The organism is Methanococcus aeolicus Nankai-3, from assembly GCF_000017185.1.
GTDB lineage: Archaea > AGJL01 > Methanococci > Methanococcales > Methanococcaceae > Methanofervidicoccus > Methanofervidicoccus aeolicus.
In genome coordinates, this window is the sequence record NC_009635.1 from 1402373 (window position 1) to 1421670 (window position 19298).

Sequence of the window (19298 nt, forward strand, 5' to 3'; positions counted from 1 at the left end):
TATTATTTATTTTTCTGCTTTTCTATATTCGGTTTCAAAAGTTTTATCATATAACTTAGAGTATTCATACCGTTTAGGGTCTAAAACCTCACCTACAATTATAAGTGCTGTTTTTGTAATTCCTTCCTCTTTTACCTTTTTAGCTATGTTTTTTAATGTTCCTCTGATTATTTTTTCATCTTCCCATGTTGCATGATAAACTACGGCAACAGGAGTATCCAACTCATAACCTTCCAATAGCTCATTTACAACCTTATCAATCATGCCAACGCCCAAATAAATAGCCATTGTGGCCTTATGTTTTGCCAAATCGCTTATTTTTTCGGATTGTGGTTTTGGGGTTCTACCTTCTGGTCGAGTTATTATGATGGTTTGGGAAACATCTGGAAGTGTTAATTCTGCCTGTAATGAGCTCATAGCACCAAATAGGGAAGATACACCGGGAACAATATCTACGCCAATATCATATTTTTTTAATTCGTCCATTTGTTCTTTAATTGCCCCATAAATTGAGGGGTCTCCAGTATGCACCCTAACAACATTTAAACCATTATTTACTCCATCTACTATTACGCCAATTACTTCCCCAAGATGCATTGTAGCACTGTTGTAGATTTTGGCATTTTTTTTATTGTAGTTTAAAACTTCTTTATTTACCAAAGAACCAGCATAAATAATTATGTCTGCATTTTCAATAGCTTTTGCTCCTCTTACAGTTATTAAATCGGGAGCTCCTGAACCAGCTCCAACTATTGTAATTTTTCTATTCATTAGTCACACACCTTTTTTCTATATTTCTTCTAAGTTCTCTCATTTTAGGGGGGAGTTCGTCCCATCTCCAAAATCCCCTTAATATTTCTTCTTCGTCATAGTCTTCTTTTCTTAACTGGCATGCCCACTTATCCCATAATTTTGGGTGGAGCTCCTTTACTCTTAAAAATTCACTATTAAGTGCCGCTGGACACATATAACAACCAATTCTTTCAAATCCTTCTTCATACATTGGATTATACAATACATCATTTAAAAATATGTAGCTCCAAATGTCAATAGAATTCCAATCAAGAATTGGGAATAAATTGGTTTGGGCATCAATAAATCCGCTCTGTCTTGTATATTCTAAATTTGCCCGTGCAAAACTTTCTAATTTTCGGGAGCCGTCTATTGTCAATATTTTTTTGTTTGGGTAATGTTCCTCAAAGAATTCTTCCAATGGTATCAATTTACATGTGCTATTGCACCATCTATCGTCTTTTGTTGGTATGCCTTCTTCATCCACTTCATCCCAGAAATTATCTCCATCTATTGTATGTAAATTTAAATCATATTTTTTTGCGAAATCTTTTACATATTGGTTGGTTTCTGGATATTCAAGCCCTGTATCTATAAATAATACATCCATATCCTCCATAATTTCGGTAGCTAATAAAGTTGATACGGCACTATCCTTTCCACCACTAAAAGATACATTTATTACATAATTTTTATTTTCGTATTTTTGAATATATTCTACAAGAATATCTTTTGAATGTTGAACAAGTTTATTTATTCTTTCTTTGTTATCTTGTAGGTAGTTTTCTATTTTTTTAATTCTTATTTCATCATTTTTCTTTTGGAGGTCTTTTACTTTAATTCTGTTATCTCTTTTTATTCCCACTCCCAAAAATTTCCCCATATCAATACCAACAAAATAGTCCGTATTTTCTACAATGGTTTTATATTCATCAATATTTTCAATATATTCTTCTTTTAAATATTTTCCTTTTAATCTTCTTTTTGTTGGCACCAATTTTAATTTTGGACTTTCAAGATAATAATAATATGGCGAAGGTGTAAATTTCCATTCTAAATCTAATAAATCGAACTCCATAGTTCCTATTTGAACATTTTCGTCCAAATAAACTCTTTTTCTATAATCATCTCCTGCCAATTTCTCCAATAATATTAAATCATCATAATTGAAGTTTTTATTTGTTAATTTATTTAATATATCAATTTCATATTTTGATGCAAATTTTGTATCCTCTTTAAATTTTGAGAACATTGTTTTATCCATATTGTTATCATTATTATTGTAATCACTATACATTTTTTATCACTTTAATTAACTCTAATTTTATCGCCCTATCAAGATGTAGGTCATAAAACCGAAAGGTTTTTGTTTTTTATTTGGGTAAAAAGATTTGCATTATCTCTTCTGTTCTTTTATTATGTAGAGATATATTTAATTTCTTTTTATTTAACTTATTCCGCAAGAAGTCCCCTTCCGTAAGGGAGGGGATGAATTATGATAAAAACCTTCGGTTTTTATATATTTCCTTCGCTTCGCTCGGAAATGCGGGCAAAACATTTATATGGTGGTATTATCACATATAACTATGTAGTTGTAGAGGCATCTACACTATTATCATCTGAGAAGGCTGAGAGTGCTACTCAGATGATAATCTACTTTATACCAATTCTTTTTGAGTTCTCTACAACGGTATTAAGTCAGGGCTTGAACAAAATCCTTCGGATTTTGTAGTTCGCAAATCAAAGATTTGCGATGGGAGAGTCCGTTGTGCCTGCGGAGGGGAAACCTCTACCCAGAGTTATACCTTATATAAAGGTAATCTTTGGGCAAGTATCCCCTATGAGTCAGGAAGCCCCTCCCGTAAGAAGGGGTAATTCACTTGTATTTCTATGTCTCATAATATTAATATTTCTGCTTTTTCTATTTTTTCTGTTAGGATGCATTTAAATTTTCCATATTCCACTACACTCTACATTCAAGATGTTTTATAAAATCTCCTTTTTCTGGTATATATGCACCACAGGCGAATTTATGTCCTCCACCACTACCGCCCATTTTTTTAGATGCATAATTTATAGCATCGGCGAGATTTATATCTTCGGCAAATGATAATAATTTTGGACATCGTGCAGAAACTTTATATCCATTATCCAATTCCCCCAATGCAAATATGGGCTTTTTCCAATCGACTTCCTCTATTGAATAACTCATTCCAGCAACAATACCAATAATATGCCCTTCAATCATACCTTTTTCTACTTCAAAATATTGAAATTTGCTTGTCTGAATTATTTCAACTTCGTCTTTAATATATTGAAGTGATTTTGAGAGATTTCTTTTATGGTTATTTAATCTTGTTATCATTTTAGAATAATATTTGTCCCTATCTCCATTTAATACTTGTAGTGGTGTTTCATAATCTCCATATCTCGAACAAGCATTAATACAGGTAGAAAACTCCTCCAAATTCCTAAATGGTGTTTTTATTTCCTCCTGTTTAAACTCGTAGCTATTACCAAATATAACTTTTGGAAGGAATTTCGCCCATGAATTGGGAACATATTTATTGCATTTATTTAAAAATTCACTTCCCAATATTCTTTTTTCCTCAAATGTTAAATCGCATAAACTTTCTTTTGCTACAATATTTAAATTATGTTTTCTATTTATATTATTTATAAAATTGATAATTCTCGAATCATTATTTAATAAATCAGTCCTAACATCTGAAAAATACTTTATTGATGCGAATAATGGTTTAGTATGCTTTCCGTAAAATTGTAAATCTGGAAATGCCACTATGTCCCCCAATTCAATGGCATCTTTTAATATTGTTTCATTTAATCCATTTAATTTGCCTTCTAAATTCTGAACATCTCCAACAGCTCCTAAAATGGCATATTTCGCTAAATCTGTATATCGTGGATTACATGTTTTAGCAAATAAATAGCACACACCAGCACCGCAAATCTCTTTTCCTCCATCTATATTATTATTCCAAGGATTTACATTTATTATATTTTCTGGTATTTGCGTTTTTGCTGTTATATGATGGTCTAAAATTATTATATGGGGAATTTTGGTTTTTTCGTTTTTTAATTTCTCTTTAATTAAATTAATTTGCCCACTTCCTAAATCTGCAAAAATAATTAAATCATAATCATTAAAAGGAATTTCATTTATTGTATCTGTTCCCAACTGCTTTAAAAATCTGAATTCTGCGTTTATATTTAATTTATTCATTAATTCCTCTAAAATTACTCTGGAAGTTATGCCATCTGTATCAATATGTGTATATACTAATATATTATTGTTTCTATTTTTTCTTAATATTTTGACTGCCAATTTTAAATTTTTAAGGAGCTCCATAATTACACCTACTAATCATAATAAATCAACAATTACAACATCAAATCTATGGGTTGTTTCGTTGATTTACTATAAAGTATCCTAAATTATGAAGTTAAACTATATAAAAATTAGCAATGAAAAAATAAAAAAATAATGAAAAAATAATAATAAAAAATTATTTATTTAATTTATGGGTAAAAATCCTTTATTTACTATGATTTTTTGCCCTTCTGGGCTTAATATATAATCAATATATTCTTTAACGATGGGTTCTGGTTTTCCGTTTGTAATTAATATTAATGGTCTATATACTTTATAGTCTCCTTTTTTAATATTTTCTTTTGTTGGACTAACTCCATCTAATGCCACAGGTTTTACAGATTCGTCAATATATCCAACAGAGATATAACCAATTCCGTTTTTATCTGCTGAAACCTTTGCTTTCATTTCTCCATTTGAAGCCACTACAAGAGCTTTATCTGATATATTATTCTTATTTAGTGCCAATTTCCAGAATGTATCTCTGGTTCCGCTTAATTCATCTCGAGTATATGTATTTATTGGTTCATCATTTCCTCCAACTTCTTTCCAGTTGGTAATTGTTTTAGAGTATATTTTTTGTAGCTGTTCTGTTGTTAAATTATTTATTATATTTTCTTTATTAACCACTAGGGCAACACCATCAACGGCTATTTTGTAAGCTATTAAGTCAGGGTATTTCTCCATTTCGCTACTTTTTATATTTCTTCCAGCCATTCCTATATCTATTCTTTTTTCTCCAATTTCGTTTATTCCAAATCCTGAACCTCCTCCAACTACTTCTATTTTAACATTGGGATTGGACTTCATAAATATTTTGGCTGTTTCCTGTGCAATTGGGACAACAGCAGTTCCCCCTGCCATAGATATTGATATTTCGGTTGTTGTATGCATTGTATTGTCTGGATTGTCCATGTTTATATTGGCATCATTTGAATTAACACAGCCACTAAATAGTAGCATCGAACTTATAATTAATAATCCAATAATATATTTATAATTTGTATTGATAATTTCACTTTGATATTAAATAAATAATAATTAATAAAATAGAATAAAATAAATAATATTTTAAATCATTTCAATAAATGCTTCCAATCGTGTTTTAAGCTGTTCTTTATCGCTTTCAGAATAATCAGTTTCAATTCTTATTATTGGAATATTTTCTTCTTTCAATTCCTTTTCTATTTTGGCCCCCTCTACATTGAATGTATGGCAGTATTGAAGTGTATAATATACAACACCATCGACATTTAATTCTTTAACTAATTCTTTAATTCTTTTAATTCTTTCTTCATTTTTGTATGCCACTGCACAAGGGATTTTAAAGTATCTTTCAGCCAAATCTTTTACAGTATATCCTTCTACAAGATTTTCAAATTGCCTTGTTCCCGTACAACTTTCTTCCCCTACGACAATACCATTACATTCTTCAATTAAATCTACTATTTTTGTATTTCCTGCCACCATCGGGCAACCTGTTATCAATATTCTTTTTCCTGTGTATCCTTCCTTATTATTTACTCTATCTTCCAATTCAGGAATTAATTCTTCTAAAACTTCAATTGTATCATTAATATCTAATAAATAAGCAAATTGGAATAATTTTAATGTATCGCTACCTTTTATTGGTGATGGGTGATTTGCTCGTAAATCATATATCTTATAAAATAATTTTCTCATTTTATTTACTTTATCAACTGCTTCTTTTAATGCTTCTTCTGTTATGGTGTTTCCACTTTCCTTTTCAATAAGTTCTTTTAATTCCTCTACTTCACTTATCCATAAATTTAATGATTTTTCATCTTTAAAATGGGGAAGTTGCATAACATGGGTATTAACAAGGTTTTCCAATAATTCAAACATTTTCTTTTTTGCATCGCATGTGGTTTCTCCAATAACTACATCAGCAGCTTCAAAATATGGGCATGATTTTGCCTTTTTAAATCCATAGGAAGATTTTACAAGGGGACAAATATTTCTTGGCAAATCTTCTTCAGCTATTGCTATTGTATCATTTTTCCCACCACATAATCCAACAGGGATTGAATTTGATGCTAAAACTAATTCAATAGGAACAAATGAGCAAAAAAGACCAAATACTTTTTTACCTTCTTCTTTTTCTCCATATAATTGATTTTTTCTATTTGAAAATTTAGTCATTAAATTATTCATGGCCTTTAATTCCATAGTTTCACCAAACCAAAAATCATTTATTTATTATTTAATTCAACTGTATATTGTATATTAGATTTTCTAATATGCAATATTTTTGAAATATTTATTATTTTATTGAAAAATAATATTTACCATTAAACATAACATATGATAATTATGGTTATATATAACTTTTTTTTATTAGATTTTCTAATATCATTAAATTAAACAATACTGGTAAAATTGATATGTTCGAAAAGTAGGTTTGTTAGGGGTCAAAAAGATTAAATGTGATATACTAAAAAAACACTCGTAATAATTTCTAAGTACAACATTTATTACTGTACATAGTTCTCTAACATACTATGAATTAACACGGATAAAAAATAAAATAATAAAATATATTATAATAAAATTAAGTATTAAATCATTAAACAAGCCCCCGTACAACAAACAATTTGTGGATTTTCAGGAATTAAAAGTTTTTTATTTAGTTTGTTTTCTAAAACGCCCGCTAAAATATTATTTTTTGCAACACCTCCACTAAATACGATGTTGTTTATTTTTAATTTGTTTGCCATTGGTGTAATTCTATTTGCAATACTATTATAAACACCCATTAAAATATCTTCTTTTGGCGTTTTTTTAGACAATAGCGATATTATTTCACTTTCTGCAAAAACTACACACATAGAGGATATATCTACAATATTATCAGAATAATAATTGTTTAAATCGTCCTGTATATTTAGTATATTTAGACACTTTTCCATAAATTTGCCAGTTCCTGCGGCACATTTATCTGATAATATAAAATCAACTACTTTTCCTTTGTCATTTACTTTTAAAACTTTGCAATCCTGACCCCCGATATCTATAACTCCGTCAATGTCCTTAAAAAAGTAATTTGCACCAGCTCCCAACGCTAAAACTTCGGGAACTATTTTATCTGCAAAAGATAATTTATGTCTCCCATATCCTGTTGCTACTATTTTATCTATTGAATATTTTTTTTCAAACTCTTTTATTTCATTTATAATGTCATTTTCTTCAATAATTACGCCCATATTTCTTACTAAATGGGTTATTATTTTATTATTGTCAGAATTATCCATTAAAACTAATTTGGTTGTTGTAGAACCAATATCTATGCCTAAAATCATATTTATCACCAATTATAGTAAGTTCAAAAACTGTCCCATTAGTCCAAAATAATTAAGTGGAATGGATTATAATTATGAATATGGTTTTGTTTTCGCCACCATATGGTGTGAAACAGTTCGAAGATTGACTATAAATAAAAAATATTGTAATTATGTATTAAATACCTCTGAATATACTTCAACAGATTTGAAATTATCGCCATATAATACACATTTGATTTGAGTAGTTTTTCCTCTTGGTATTCTTAAAACTGCATAAGCTTCGCCGGAGCTCCCTTCTGGATAATTTTTCAAATCAATGGTATAATCTGGTTTCCATATATATCCCTCTCCCTCATCAAGTGCCAAGGCACAAATATATAGCTTTGGATTTTTGGCAGTTCCTGAACCGATATTTTTAATATTGCAAGATATATTATAATAAACATAATATCTATCATAATCAATATAATCTCCCTTAAATGAAATCTCCATGTTGGGTATCTGAATCATTGGTCTAATTATTGCATTTTTATTTTTATATTCTTCTGGAATTGTTCCAATATCCCAACCTGTGTTTGTGGTCTCTAAATAATAATATTTTTTGTTGTTGTATAAATAGTATGTTCCAGTTATGTCATCTCCCCCAGCAATACCTACGGCCATATGTTGTGGGAGCTCCACTAATACTATATCATAACCTAATTCGGATAATAATGCGGCTGTTAATATTGCCGTATCTTCACAATCTCCACCTTCATCTATGAGGGTTTCCACCGGATAACGAGGATATTCATCATAACCTGTCGTGGTGCTATCCGAGGTATATTTTAGGGATTGAACAAATGATACTATAAACATCACAGTATCATAATCAGAATATCCATTTTTAGAGGAGGCCTCTTTAAAACCTTCAACCATTGAATCTAAATATGGTCTATCATAATCTGATAAAGCATATTGGGCATAATTTTCTTCTCTATTATGTGGTTTATTTTTATAATATTCATGGAGCTCCACAGGTATTGATAAATCCCAACTCCAAGAATCTCCTTTATATTTCCAATTATATGACCTAGTGTAGTAGTCTGTTTTAGAATATTCATTATTATTTGAAGTGTTATGTATTATATTATAATTATTTATGGCGTCTTTGTTGTTTGTTATGTCAATTTTATCATCATCATTTGAAATCTGTTCGTTATTATTATCGTAGTTATCATAGTCAATAGTAAAATTATCATCTGAATAATTATCATCTGCTCCATCATAAAAATCATAAATATCTATACAACCTGAAAAACATATAAAAATACAAAATAATACAACAAATAGCTTTTTCATACTATTATCACCAATATTTATATTTTAATACATATGGTAATATCAGATATATAAAAATAGTAATTATATTTTAAATCCTATTTTGGAGCTAATTATTTCATTTAAAATAGTCGAAGGTCTGTCCATATCCCCATTGTCATTTATGAAATTTATTAAATCATTTTGGATTATGAATTCTAATATTTTATCCAATGAGTTATTGTTCATATTATACAGTATCTTTCTAAATTTTATCCCAAAATCTATTTCTCTTTTAAATTGTTGTTTCCACTGTTTATCATAATTTTTTAAATAATTAACAGGGAGCTCCTCGGAAAGATAATTTGTAATAATTTCTCCACATATTTTGGCACTTTTTGCACCATAATATAATCCCCCTCCACTAATGGGTTTTATTTGTCCGGCGGAATCTCCTACAAGCATTAAATTATTTTTTACAGATGATTTATTATATCCTATTGGAAGTGTTCCCACTGAAAACTCTATTGGAACGGCATTTTTTAATAAATTTGATGCTATGGGATGATTATTTATAAAATTTAATAATTTGTTGTATGAATTAGAGCTATCGCATAATCCTACCCTAACTCTATCTTTTCCCATCGGAATTATCCAAATAAAAAAATCTTTACAATATCTATTGTCTATAAATACATGGACAAAATCGGTATCAATATCCACATTAGCCATTTCCAGCTGTGCCCCTGCTAATATCTCTCTTTTTTTAACAATATTTGCCGATTTCCCAATAAATGATTTTGCCCCATCTGCACCAACTATTATTTTTGGAAAAGCATTATATTTGTTTCCGTCGTGGTTTATTGATAATCCATAATTATTATTTTTATTAAAAAATCTCGATTTATTTTTATTTTTATCCTCGATTATTTGACCATGAGCTTTTAATAAAATATCTACATTTTTATTTTTAGACGCTCTTATGGCTATATCTTTGTCCATAACTTTTCTTTCATATACTTTTGCCCTTATTTTATTATTCCCAACTTTTATGACCTTATTTTGGGAATATATGTATGCTCCTTTAATATCATTTACACAACCCCTGGGAGCTCCAAGTTCTTTAACTCCGTTTGTGCTGATTAATCCTGCACATTGCAATGGGGTTCCGATACATTGGTGTTCTTCAATTATTAAAACTTTATGATTTTTTATATTTTCCCCAGTTATGCATCCCGCAGGACCTCCTCCGACTATAATAACATCATAATTGTCAATATCCATAATATCCCCAAAATAAAACCAATAATATATGAAATTAAATAAAATATAATATATGGAGTATAATCGTATAATATAACAAACAAAATTAAAAAATTAAAAAATAGGAATGTTAATAATCAAATACAATTGGTATAATCTCGCCAAGTGTTTTGGCAGGTATTACTTCAATTCCTTCAACATCAATTACATCAATCATATTGGATTGGGGAACTATTACTCTTTTAAACCCATATTCTTTGGCAGCATTTATTTTTTCATTAACTCCGCCTATTGCCAATATATCCCCATTTAAATCAAGGCTTCCAGTAATGGCAAAATCTTGTTTTAGTGGGATTTTTAAAAGTGAAGATAATATACATAAACATACCGCAGTTGTGGCACTATCTCCATCAATTTTTGAATATGACTGGCTGAATTGGATAAATATGTCTTTTGTATCTAAATCAAGGTCTTCTTCGGAAGCAGTAGATATTGGAAGTTTCCCTTCTGATGCCAATTTTCTAGATAGGGCAGATGCCAGCGTAATGCTGTGTTTTGCCAAATCTCCACTTATGTTTAATAAGCTGGTATTGGGTGTTTTTGAATTTATTACTTCTGTTATTATTTTGGTTACATCACCCATACCATCGGCACCCAATACCGCAAGACCATGAATTACTCCAATTTTTGAGGGAGAATTTGGGCTTATGTGTTTATATCTTTTGAAGTTTTTCAAATAATCAATAGATACCTGTTTATGTAGGCTGTATATTCCTGTATCTATTATAGTTTTAACATGGCTGACATCTATAAGTTTAGTTTTTTTATCTTTATTTTCTTTTTTATTTTCACTGTTTATGGTTAATGGGAGCTCCTCTATTTTCGGCATTTCGTTTTTATTACTATTGTTTGTTTTATTCTTTTTATTTTTATTTCCGAATATTTTAACAATATTTATCGGACCTATTTTTTTAACCGATACATTTTCGGGTTTTTTATTTGTTATGTTTTTTTCGATTTCCTTAATATCTTCTTCTTTTATGTCCATTTCTTTAATCATTTTGGCTATGTCTTTGCCCTCGGCAATATCACTTGCCATTTTTATTATATTTGATAATAATCTTAATCTAAGTGTTAATTTGTCCTTTGAACCTGCCAATTTTTGGGCTAATTTCACAATTTCACAACATGCCTCATATGACATAGGATTTAAATTGTTGTTTTTAATTTCTTGAGTTATGAATTGTAATAATTTATCTCTATTTTCTTGATTATTTTTTATTTTATTTTTAAGAACAATTTTATAATCTATCCTATCCAATAGTGGAGCTCTTAAATTATTTACATCATCCATATTGCCCGACATTATTAATGTAAAATCACAAGGTATTTCATTTGTTTCAACTGTTGCACCGCTTGAATTTGGATTTCTACCACTTATCGATAATTTTTTATCCTGCAATGCTGAAAGAATATAGTCTTGAACTTCTAATGGCATGGTTTTTATTTCATCCACATATAAAACTCCCTTATGGGCTTCATGAACTGCCCCCAATATAATTCTTTTATGGGGTGGAGTTCCAAGTGGCGGTTTTCCACCAAGAGGACAATGTTTTATATCCCCCAACAATTTTGTTGTATTGTATGCACTTGCCCTAATAAGGGGTCTTTTTTTGCACTCATATAATACTACAGGTCTTAAATCTAATGGATTTGTACCTCCTCCCATCTGTCCTTTTGCAGCTCCAAATACTGTCATAAATATTATTACAAATGCTAGGGCAAATGCCACAATTGAAGTGATTGCAACTACTCCCAGTAATTTCACATCTGGCATGGCTCTGGTAATATATGAAGTAATTATTGTAAATATTAACATAAATATAATTAAAGTTATAAAACTTGGCGGCTCTTTAATCATATTTGTTTTTACTGGCTCTATCTGTTCTTTATACTCTCCATCTATGGATTCAACAATTGGTTTTTCGGAGTTTCTAAAATTTGGTTTTGCCAATAGTGTATATGGTGAAAAATCTGCCGTAGATTTCTCCACAAGGTCTCCAACTGCTTTAACCATCATAGATTTACCAACGCCGGGGTCACCTAAAAGAAGGGCATGTCTTTTATTTTTAATGGCACTTAAAACTATTTCAAGTGCTTCATCCTGTCCAATTATTTGGTCGATTAGTCGAGGGGAAGGTTCAGGAATCTCTGCTGTTGTTTTAAATTTCTTAGAAAACATTAATTCACCTTAATTTAATTGTAATATCGTTTAATTTAAGTTTTAATCCTTATTTTTATTTAAAACTTATTTTTCATCTAAAAAAGAATTTATTATTTCGGTCATCATTTTTGTAAATTCTATATTTTTGTCGTAAATTGTTTTTGAAAGAGGAGCTCCCAACTCTATCTGTTCTGGTTCAATACCTATTATAAGTATATCAGTATCTATATGATGCCTTATATATTTAACTATTATACTCATAGGTAATGCATGCGTGGAAAATCCTGTTGTGACTATATCCTCTGGATTTATTATTTTTATGGTGCCAACTTCTTCCCCCATTAGTGCCGCATCCACTATAATTATATGGCTTGGCTTTTCCGTTTTTAATACGGCCGTAAAGTTTTCTGGTACCACTCCACAATTTAAAAATAATAGTTTGTCCTGTATTTTGTTGATTTCAGTATTGTTTAAATTTTCCTCTGGAAAATTTAGGGATTTAATTAGGTCATTAATAAAAACTATGCCAACACCATCGTCTCCTTTTATAATATTCCCTACGCCCATTATTGCCAATTTTTTACAGTCTTTAAGATATTCTTCCAATATATATTTGATGTTTGAAATATAAACCACCATAATCTTTATATATTTTGTATTTATCATTATAATTAATGACAAATCATATTTTATATATTGTTTATCCTCCCTAATATTAATATGCCTATTAGTAATTATAATATTTATATGTTTAGTATTCGCATGTCAATTGGTGAATCGTATATCGTATTGTGGATACTATTCATTACCTATATTGGTGATTTTATGAATTTGATTATTGATTTACAGCTTGCATCTTTCATAACAGCAGGAATTTTAACCATTATTGGATTATATGGTGTTTTCTTTGTAGATAATGTTGTAAAAAAAGTAATAGCTTTATCGGTGCTGGGTAATGGTATAAATTTAACCCTCATAGCAATGAGTTATAAAATGGGCGGGATTGTCCCTATAAAGGTTCCAGATATGGAATTAGAATTATTCTCTCAAACCGCAGTATATCCTTTGGCACATGCTCTTGTTCTCACAAACATTGTAATTGGTGCCTCTATGCTTGCCATTATGTTGTCTTTATCTATTGTGTTATATAAAAAATATAAAACACTTAAAGGTTCCGTTTTACTAGGAGAGGATTAAAGTTATTTAAATTATAGTTATTTTGTGGTTATACTATTATCATTATTATTCATATTATTAATCTATTAATCTATTATGTCTTAGTCAATTGGCAGATATAGCAAATTAGCATATTCATCATGAACTACTATTATTAAGTATATGCGGTGAAATTATGAATTTACTTCCTTTAATTGTGGTGTATCCCCTCATTCTTGCAATAATATTTAATTTTCTATATAAAAATAGATTTATAAAAATATTTGTATTATTAACGGCAATTTCCTTATTGACACTTCCGTTTTTAGGGGATTTTGGTACATATTTTTTCTCAAATCATGGAGTTATAAATGGGTTGGTATCAGGAATATCTTATATATATAATCCTGCAAAACAGGTTATGGTATTTACATTGATGTTAATTGCTTCCCTTGTTCTTATATCAATGGCAGGAGAGAAAAAACTAAACGGATTAATTGCTTCCCTTGTATTGATGGGTCTTGCCAGTGTTTCTGCAATACTTCTCGCCGATGACCTGTTTAATATATATGTATTTTATGAAATTGCAGCAATTGCTCAAACAGGACTTGTTATAGCATCAGGAACAGAATCAGCATATAAATCAGCCTTTAAATATATGATTGTGGGCACTGTGGCAGGTTCTTTGTTGTTGTTGGGTATTGCATTCTTACTTTCGGCAACTGGAACGCTGAATATAACAGATATGCATAATTATTTGGCAAATAATCCAGCAACTCCCCCAATATACGGTGGTTTGTTGATGCTAATAATCGGACTTGGGTATGGTAGTGGCCTTCCACCCTTTCATACAGTTAAAGCTGATATGTATGCAAAGGCAAAGCCATTTATTTCTGCAATACTTCAAACATACTCTAAATTTATACTTGTGGCAATGATGCTTGCCATATTTAAATTATTTGGAGGACTTTCTTACTTTGCACCAACACAAGGAATAATCATGGCCCTTTCAATATTTGCAATGGTATTTGGTGTAGTTATGGCATTATTACAAAGTGATTATAAAAAATTACTATCTTACCATGCCATAAGTCAAGGTGGATATGTTGCAGCAGGTCTTGCAATAGGAACTCCTCTTGGTATTGTAGCAGGAATTTTCCATGCTATTAACCATGTTATCTATAAAAGTGCGTTATTTTTGGGGGCTCACCTTGTAGCACAAAAAAAGTCTAATAATTTATCAAAACTCGGGGGACTACTTCCAGTTATGCCAGTGGTAGCTTTTATGATATTATGTGCAAAATTGGCAATTAGTGGAGTTCCACCATTTAATGGATTTCAAAGTAAAATATTATTGGCACAATCCGCCATGGCTGTAAATATGCCTGAACTTGCCATAATTATGATATTTGTAAGTATTGGGACATTTGTTTCAATGATGAAGGCATTTTATTTGATATTCTTAAAACCTTGTAGCGAAGAACAGCTTAATGAATATAAAAATACCAAAGTCTCAAAATATTCCATATTTTCCCTTGCAATATTGACAATTTTATGTGTGATTTTGGGAATATATCCTGACATAGTAATTAATCAAATAACGCCTTATGCAACTGAAATCGGGAGAATTTGGAGTTTATAATTTGATTAATATATATTAATTAATATTATTATGATTATTACTATTATTAATTTTATTTTTAATTATTGGTGTTATTTATGAAATATGACGAATTTCAAAAAACAATGGAACAAAAGAAACACGGGGACGGAATATCTGTTGGAGCTGGTTTAACTGGCGAATTAACACTATATGGTAGTTTGGTAATGTGTTTTATATTATTATTTAGGGTATATAGTGAGGTATTATTTGCATTTATGGGAGTTTCGATAATTGGATTGGGTCTTTCGGTCATGCCACTATTATTTAAATTTGATAAAGAAAACTCAAACTCAATAAATATGCAAATGTTTTGGATTTCAATATTTACGGGATTACTGTCCGTAATTATATTCTTTGCTAAATAACACATTATATTATAGTACATTAATTGCATTGCATCATATTGGTGATATTATGGATAATAATATGAGTAGAGAAGTTGCCGTTGGATTGTCATTTATGTTTTTTGGCACTGCAATACTTTATTCTTTATATGGATTGAGTGTATCGGAGGGAGTAAATGCTATTTATTTGAGTAGTAGCAATTACATAATTCCAAATTTAGTTAGTGCTGTGTTATTTGATTGGAGAAGTTTTGATACTTTGGGAGAATGTTTAATATTGGTAAATTCTGTAATTGTGGTTGGAATGGTATTTGGTAGGGGATTATTTAGTTTAGAATTCCTTAAAGAAGCATATGGTAAAAAACAAGATAATAAAGAACAGCAAAAACAGGAAGAAGAATTTGAAAAAACTCATACTATTGATTATGGATTTACTCCATTAATCAAAGTTTTGGCAATGCCCATGAGTATTATATTAATGGTATTGGGCGTAATCGTGATATTGGGGGGGCATATAACTCCAGGAGGAGGATTTCAGGGTGGAGCACTAATTGCTGCGGCATATATTCTTGCAATATTGGGATATGGAACAAAAAATTGCCCTATAAATTTCAGCCATCATTATTTAGAAAGTCTTGAAACATTCGGAGCTCTTGCATTTATGATATTGGGATTAGTTGGAATGGTAATTTCAGGTTCTTATCTGTTTAATTTCAATGAATTATTTGGAATGAATATATTCCCATCACCTGCAGGGCTTGAATCTGTTGGAATAATTCCATATCTAAATACTGCTGTTGGTTTAAAGGTATTAGCTGGATTATCTACTATTACATTTCTATTAACTGGTGAAAAAGTTATTTTGGGCAATATTAAGGACGATAATTAGACATATTACAATAAAAATAATTAAAATTGATAAAATAATAAGATAATAAATATAAAATAATAAAATAAGGTTTAATAATATACATATGGTGATAATATGTTAGTTTTTCCAGTTATTACCTTTAACACTATCTTTTTATCTCTTATCGGGGCATTTGTTGGAGTGTTGTTGGGTATAAAAATAAATGCAAAATTAAATTTATTATTTTATGTTGTGGTTGGTGTGGGTGTAGCATATTTACTTGGAGCATTTCCATATTATGAGCTCCCTATGTCATTTTCATTTTTGCTATCTTTGGGCGGATTATTAATTGGGGCTTTGATAAATAGAATATTTAAAAAGTGATATTATGATAATAACAGATGTGGAAAATTGTCGGGCTATGGATAAATGCAAAAAATGTTCATTTGAACAGGAATCAAAATGTATGAATGTATGTCCTACTAATGCTATAAAACTTATAGACAATAAAGCCTTTTCATGCATAACTTGCGGAATGTGTGCTAAAAACTGCCCAAACAATGCTATAAAAAAGAATGAGTTTGGGGGTTATTATGTGGATAGAGTTAGATGCAATGGCTGTGGAACATGTGAAAAGGTATGTCCTGTTAAAATAATTAAAATGAAAAAATGGATAATCAAAGAAAAAAATGGAATGGAAAGAAGCGTATATTATCCAGATGGAATATGTGTGATGTGTGGATTATGTGTGGAGGCCTGCGAACATAATGCCAGAATGTATTTTGAGATTAATGATTTAAAAAGTGCAAAAAATAGGCTAATGGCTGAAAGATATTTAAAAATATTTGGGACATCTTCTTTTTCTTCGCAGACAGAACAGAAAACCCCTCAAATTCAATTATTGAAATCCACAACAATAGAAAAAGGAAATATTAATAGAATGTTCAGGACTTCAATAGAAATTGATGCCGAAAAATGCAGGGACTGTGGAAAATGTATATTTTTATGTCCTAAAAATACCATATTGGAAAAAGAAGAAGTTGATGGATGCACAGGCTGTAATATTTGTAAAGATTATTGTCCAGTTGATGCAATAGATAAAGGTGCTGTAAATTACAATAAATGTATATTATGTAATAACTGCATAATAAAATGTCCAAAAGATGCCTTAAAAATTGAGAATTACAAGGTAATTAAAATAAAAGAGGACATACCAACCACTCCACTAAAACACTGTATCAACTGCGGATTATGCGCTGATAAATGTCCTAATAATGCTTTAAAATTAGTAGATGGTAAAATATATTATAATCCAGAAGACTGCCTATTATGCAATGTTTGTGTAAAAATATGCCCTAATGAAGTAAGAATCAATAAAGAAACATGCATTGATGGGGGTTGTGTATTATGTGGTATATGTGTGAAAGAATGTCCAGAAGATGCCATTGAAATAAAGGAGCTCCCCAAATTTGAAGTAATTAATGACGACAATTGTATAGCTTGTGGAACTTGTTCTACCGTTTGCCCAAATAATGCAATAGTTGTAAAAATTAATAAATTTAAAAATAAATTAAGTCCTAAAATATTACGGGAAGTAATTTTCAATAATGATTGTGTAATGTGCGAAAACTGTGCCATACACTGCCCAAGAGATATAATACCAAATACCACAGGATATAAAAAAATAGTTGACAAAGCAAATTCATTTATAAGGACCGATTTAAATTATTGTGTATTTTGTGGATTATGCAATAAAATTTGTCCGCAACAGGCAATAGATGAAGGAAAAATAAACTTAAATGATTGTGAATATTGTTCAGCATGCGTAAATATCTGCCCTGCTCATGCCATATCAATATACCGAGATTGGAAAACAGAAAAAGAAACAGAACAATAAAAAATAAAAATTATAAAGTGATTGTTATGGAAAGTCCATCATTAAAAAATTTTGCAAGAATTATAGTATCGGGCATATACGAAAATCTCGAAAGAGTGGTATTTGGAACAGATAGTTATACTTCTGTTGAAATGACAAATAATATTTTATCTGGGGTGGAGCTCCCAAACATGGTATTTAAAGAATTATGTATTGGATGCGAAGGTTGTGCAAATATTTGCCCCACAAAAGCCATAGAAATGGTAGAAACTGAACCTGTTCAATTAACTAAAACATACACTAAAAATAGTATTCCTAAAATAGATGCCGAACAATGTGTTTTCTGCCTATACTGCAATGATTTTTGCCCTGTGTTCTCGGTGTTTAATGAAATATCGCCAATACATCCCAGACATGTCGGAGATTATAATGAAGACGGAACGCTATCTGTGGCCGTAGATTTAAAAAAATTGTTGGAAAGACCAGTGGATATTCCAGAGGAACAACTTAAAAAAATATCAACTATTCTTTCTGTAAATCTTTCAAAAATGGTTAAATCGGAAAAAAACAACGAATAACTATTATACATATATTATTTTAATATTTAATGGTCATATTTGATATTGTATTAAAAATAATAGAAATAATAATAAAATAAAAATAAAGGAGGTGCGTTATGATAGAAAAAACTGCCCGTAAAAAAAATATACATATTATGGTGGCATACACAGGAGGCTGTAATGGCTGTGATATAGATATTGTAAATTGTGTTTTGTCTCCATTTTATGATGCCGAACAATACAATGTATTTTTAACATGGAATCCCAGGGAGGCAGATATTTTATTGGTTAGTGGCTGTGTAACAAAGGTAATGACAGAACCCCTTAAAGAAATATATGAGGCAATACCTGAACCAAAGGCAGTAGTTGCAGTAGGTTGCTGTGCCTTGATGGGTGGAGTATATGCTAATATCGGGGGAGATTTGGGAACTTCTGATTTCATAGACGGGCCTGTTAAAAATATAATTCCTGTTGATATAAATGTTCCGGGCTGTTCTCCAAGACCAGAGGACATAATACAGGGAATAGTTCAAGCTTTACCGAAGATTTTAGAATAATATGGGAAAATATATTTAGTGA

The 19298-nt window shown here is 30.1% G+C and carries 18 protein-coding genes; 8 read left to right on the forward strand and 10 right to left on the reverse strand.

The window, feature by feature from the left end; all coding sequences use genetic code 11:
- Positions 1-6 precede the first annotated feature (6 nt).
- The 10 genes from cobM to hycI form a co-directional block, all read right to left on the reverse strand.
- Positions 7-771, reverse strand: coding sequence for a precorrin-4 C(11)-methyltransferase (cobM, locus tag MAEO_RS06885; RefSeq protein WP_011974050.1), 765 nt, complete (start codon positions 769-771; stop codon positions 7-9).
- The gene (locus MAEO_RS06890) at positions 764-2089 is read right to left on the reverse strand and encodes a phosphoadenosine phosphosulfate reductase domain-containing protein (RefSeq protein ID WP_011974051.1); all 1326 of its coding nucleotides are present in this window, start codon (positions 2087-2089) and stop codon (positions 764-766) included. The genes cobM and MAEO_RS06890 overlap by 8 nt, the downstream gene beginning before the upstream one ends.
- A 666-nt stretch (positions 2090-2755) precedes the next feature.
- Complete coding sequence (recJ, locus tag MAEO_RS06900; protein ID WP_011974052.1) at positions 2756-4162, reverse strand: single-stranded-DNA-specific exonuclease RecJ; 1407 nt, start codon at positions 4160-4162, stop codon at positions 2756-2758.
- 165 nt (positions 4163-4327) lie between these two features.
- Positions 4328-5146 (reverse strand): phosphate ABC transporter substrate-binding protein, encoded by an 819-nt coding sequence (locus MAEO_RS06905; protein WP_011974053.1) that lies wholly within the window; start codon positions 5144-5146, stop codon positions 4328-4330.
- A 108-nt stretch (positions 5147-5254) separates the two neighbouring features.
- Positions 5255-6373, reverse strand: coding sequence for a double-cubane-cluster-containing anaerobic reductase (locus MAEO_RS06910; RefSeq protein WP_011974054.1), 1119 nt, complete (start codon positions 6371-6373; stop codon positions 5255-5257).
- A gap of 389 nt (positions 6374-6762) precedes the next feature.
- Positions 6763-7503, reverse strand: a complete 741-nt coding sequence (locus MAEO_RS06915) for an acyl-CoA dehydratase activase (protein ID WP_011974055.1) — start codon at positions 7501-7503, stop codon at positions 6763-6765.
- Between the two features lie 150 nt (positions 7504-7653).
- On the reverse strand, positions 7654-8826 hold the full coding sequence (locus tag MAEO_RS06920) for a hypothetical protein (RefSeq protein ID WP_011974056.1): 1173 nt from the start codon (positions 8824-8826) through the stop codon (positions 7654-7656).
- Positions 8827-8889: 63 nt separating this feature from the next.
- Positions 8890-10068, reverse strand: coding sequence for a geranylgeranyl reductase family protein (locus tag MAEO_RS06925; protein ID WP_011974057.1), 1179 nt, complete (start codon positions 10066-10068; stop codon positions 8890-8892).
- A 109-nt stretch (positions 10069-10177) separates the two neighbouring features.
- A complete protein-coding gene (lonB, locus tag MAEO_RS06930) occupies positions 10178-12289 on the reverse strand; it encodes an ATP-dependent protease LonB (protein ID WP_011974058.1) in 2112 nt (703 codons plus the stop codon).
- A gap of 66 nt (positions 12290-12355) precedes the next feature.
- Positions 12356-12910, reverse strand: a complete 555-nt coding sequence (hycI, locus tag MAEO_RS06935; protein ID WP_198002417.1) for a hydrogenase maturation peptidase HycI — start codon at positions 12908-12910, stop codon at positions 12356-12358.
- 198 nt (positions 12911-13108) lie between these two features.
- On the opposite strand from hycI, the gene MAEO_RS06940 reads away from it, so the two are divergent.
- The 8 genes from MAEO_RS06940 to MAEO_RS06975 all read left to right on the forward strand — a co-directional run bounded on the left by MAEO_RS06940 (position 13109) and on the right by MAEO_RS06975 (position 19276).
- Complete coding sequence (locus MAEO_RS06940; RefSeq protein ID WP_048062543.1) at positions 13109-13468, forward strand: cation:proton antiporter subunit C; 360 nt, start codon at positions 13109-13111, stop codon at positions 13466-13468.
- Between the two features lie 154 nt (positions 13469-13622).
- Entirely contained in the window at positions 13623-15068 is a 1446-nt protein-coding gene (ehbF, locus tag MAEO_RS06945; protein ID WP_011974061.1) for an energy conserving hydrogenase EhbF, read from the forward strand.
- A gap of 77 nt (positions 15069-15145) precedes the next feature.
- Positions 15146-15454: a hypothetical protein gene (locus MAEO_RS06950; protein WP_011974062.1), complete on the forward strand. Its 309-nt coding sequence runs from the start codon at positions 15146-15148 to the stop codon at positions 15452-15454.
- 49 nt (positions 15455-15503) lie between these two features.
- On the forward strand, positions 15504-16322 hold the full coding sequence (locus MAEO_RS06955) for a Na(+)/H(+) antiporter subunit B (RefSeq protein WP_011974063.1): 819 nt from the start codon (positions 15504-15506) through the stop codon (positions 16320-16322).
- A gap of 96 nt (positions 16323-16418) precedes the next feature.
- Positions 16419-16667, forward strand: coding sequence for a hypothetical protein (locus MAEO_RS06960; RefSeq protein WP_011974064.1), 249 nt, complete (start codon positions 16419-16421; stop codon positions 16665-16667).
- 4 nt (positions 16668-16671) lie between these two features.
- The gene (locus tag MAEO_RS06965; protein ID WP_011974065.1) at positions 16672-18180 is read left to right on the forward strand and encodes a 4Fe-4S binding protein; all 1509 of its coding nucleotides are present in this window, start codon (positions 16672-16674) and stop codon (positions 18178-18180) included.
- A gap of 26 nt (positions 18181-18206) precedes the next feature.
- Positions 18207-18737, forward strand: a complete 531-nt coding sequence (locus tag MAEO_RS06970; RefSeq protein ID WP_011974066.1) for a 4Fe-4S binding protein — start codon at positions 18207-18209, stop codon at positions 18735-18737.
- Positions 18738-18835: 98 nt separating this feature from the next.
- On the forward strand, positions 18836-19276 hold the full coding sequence (locus MAEO_RS06975; protein ID WP_011974067.1) for an NADH-quinone oxidoreductase subunit B family protein: 441 nt from the start codon (positions 18836-18838) through the stop codon (positions 19274-19276).
- The last annotated feature ends 22 nt before the right edge of the window (positions 19277-19298 follow it).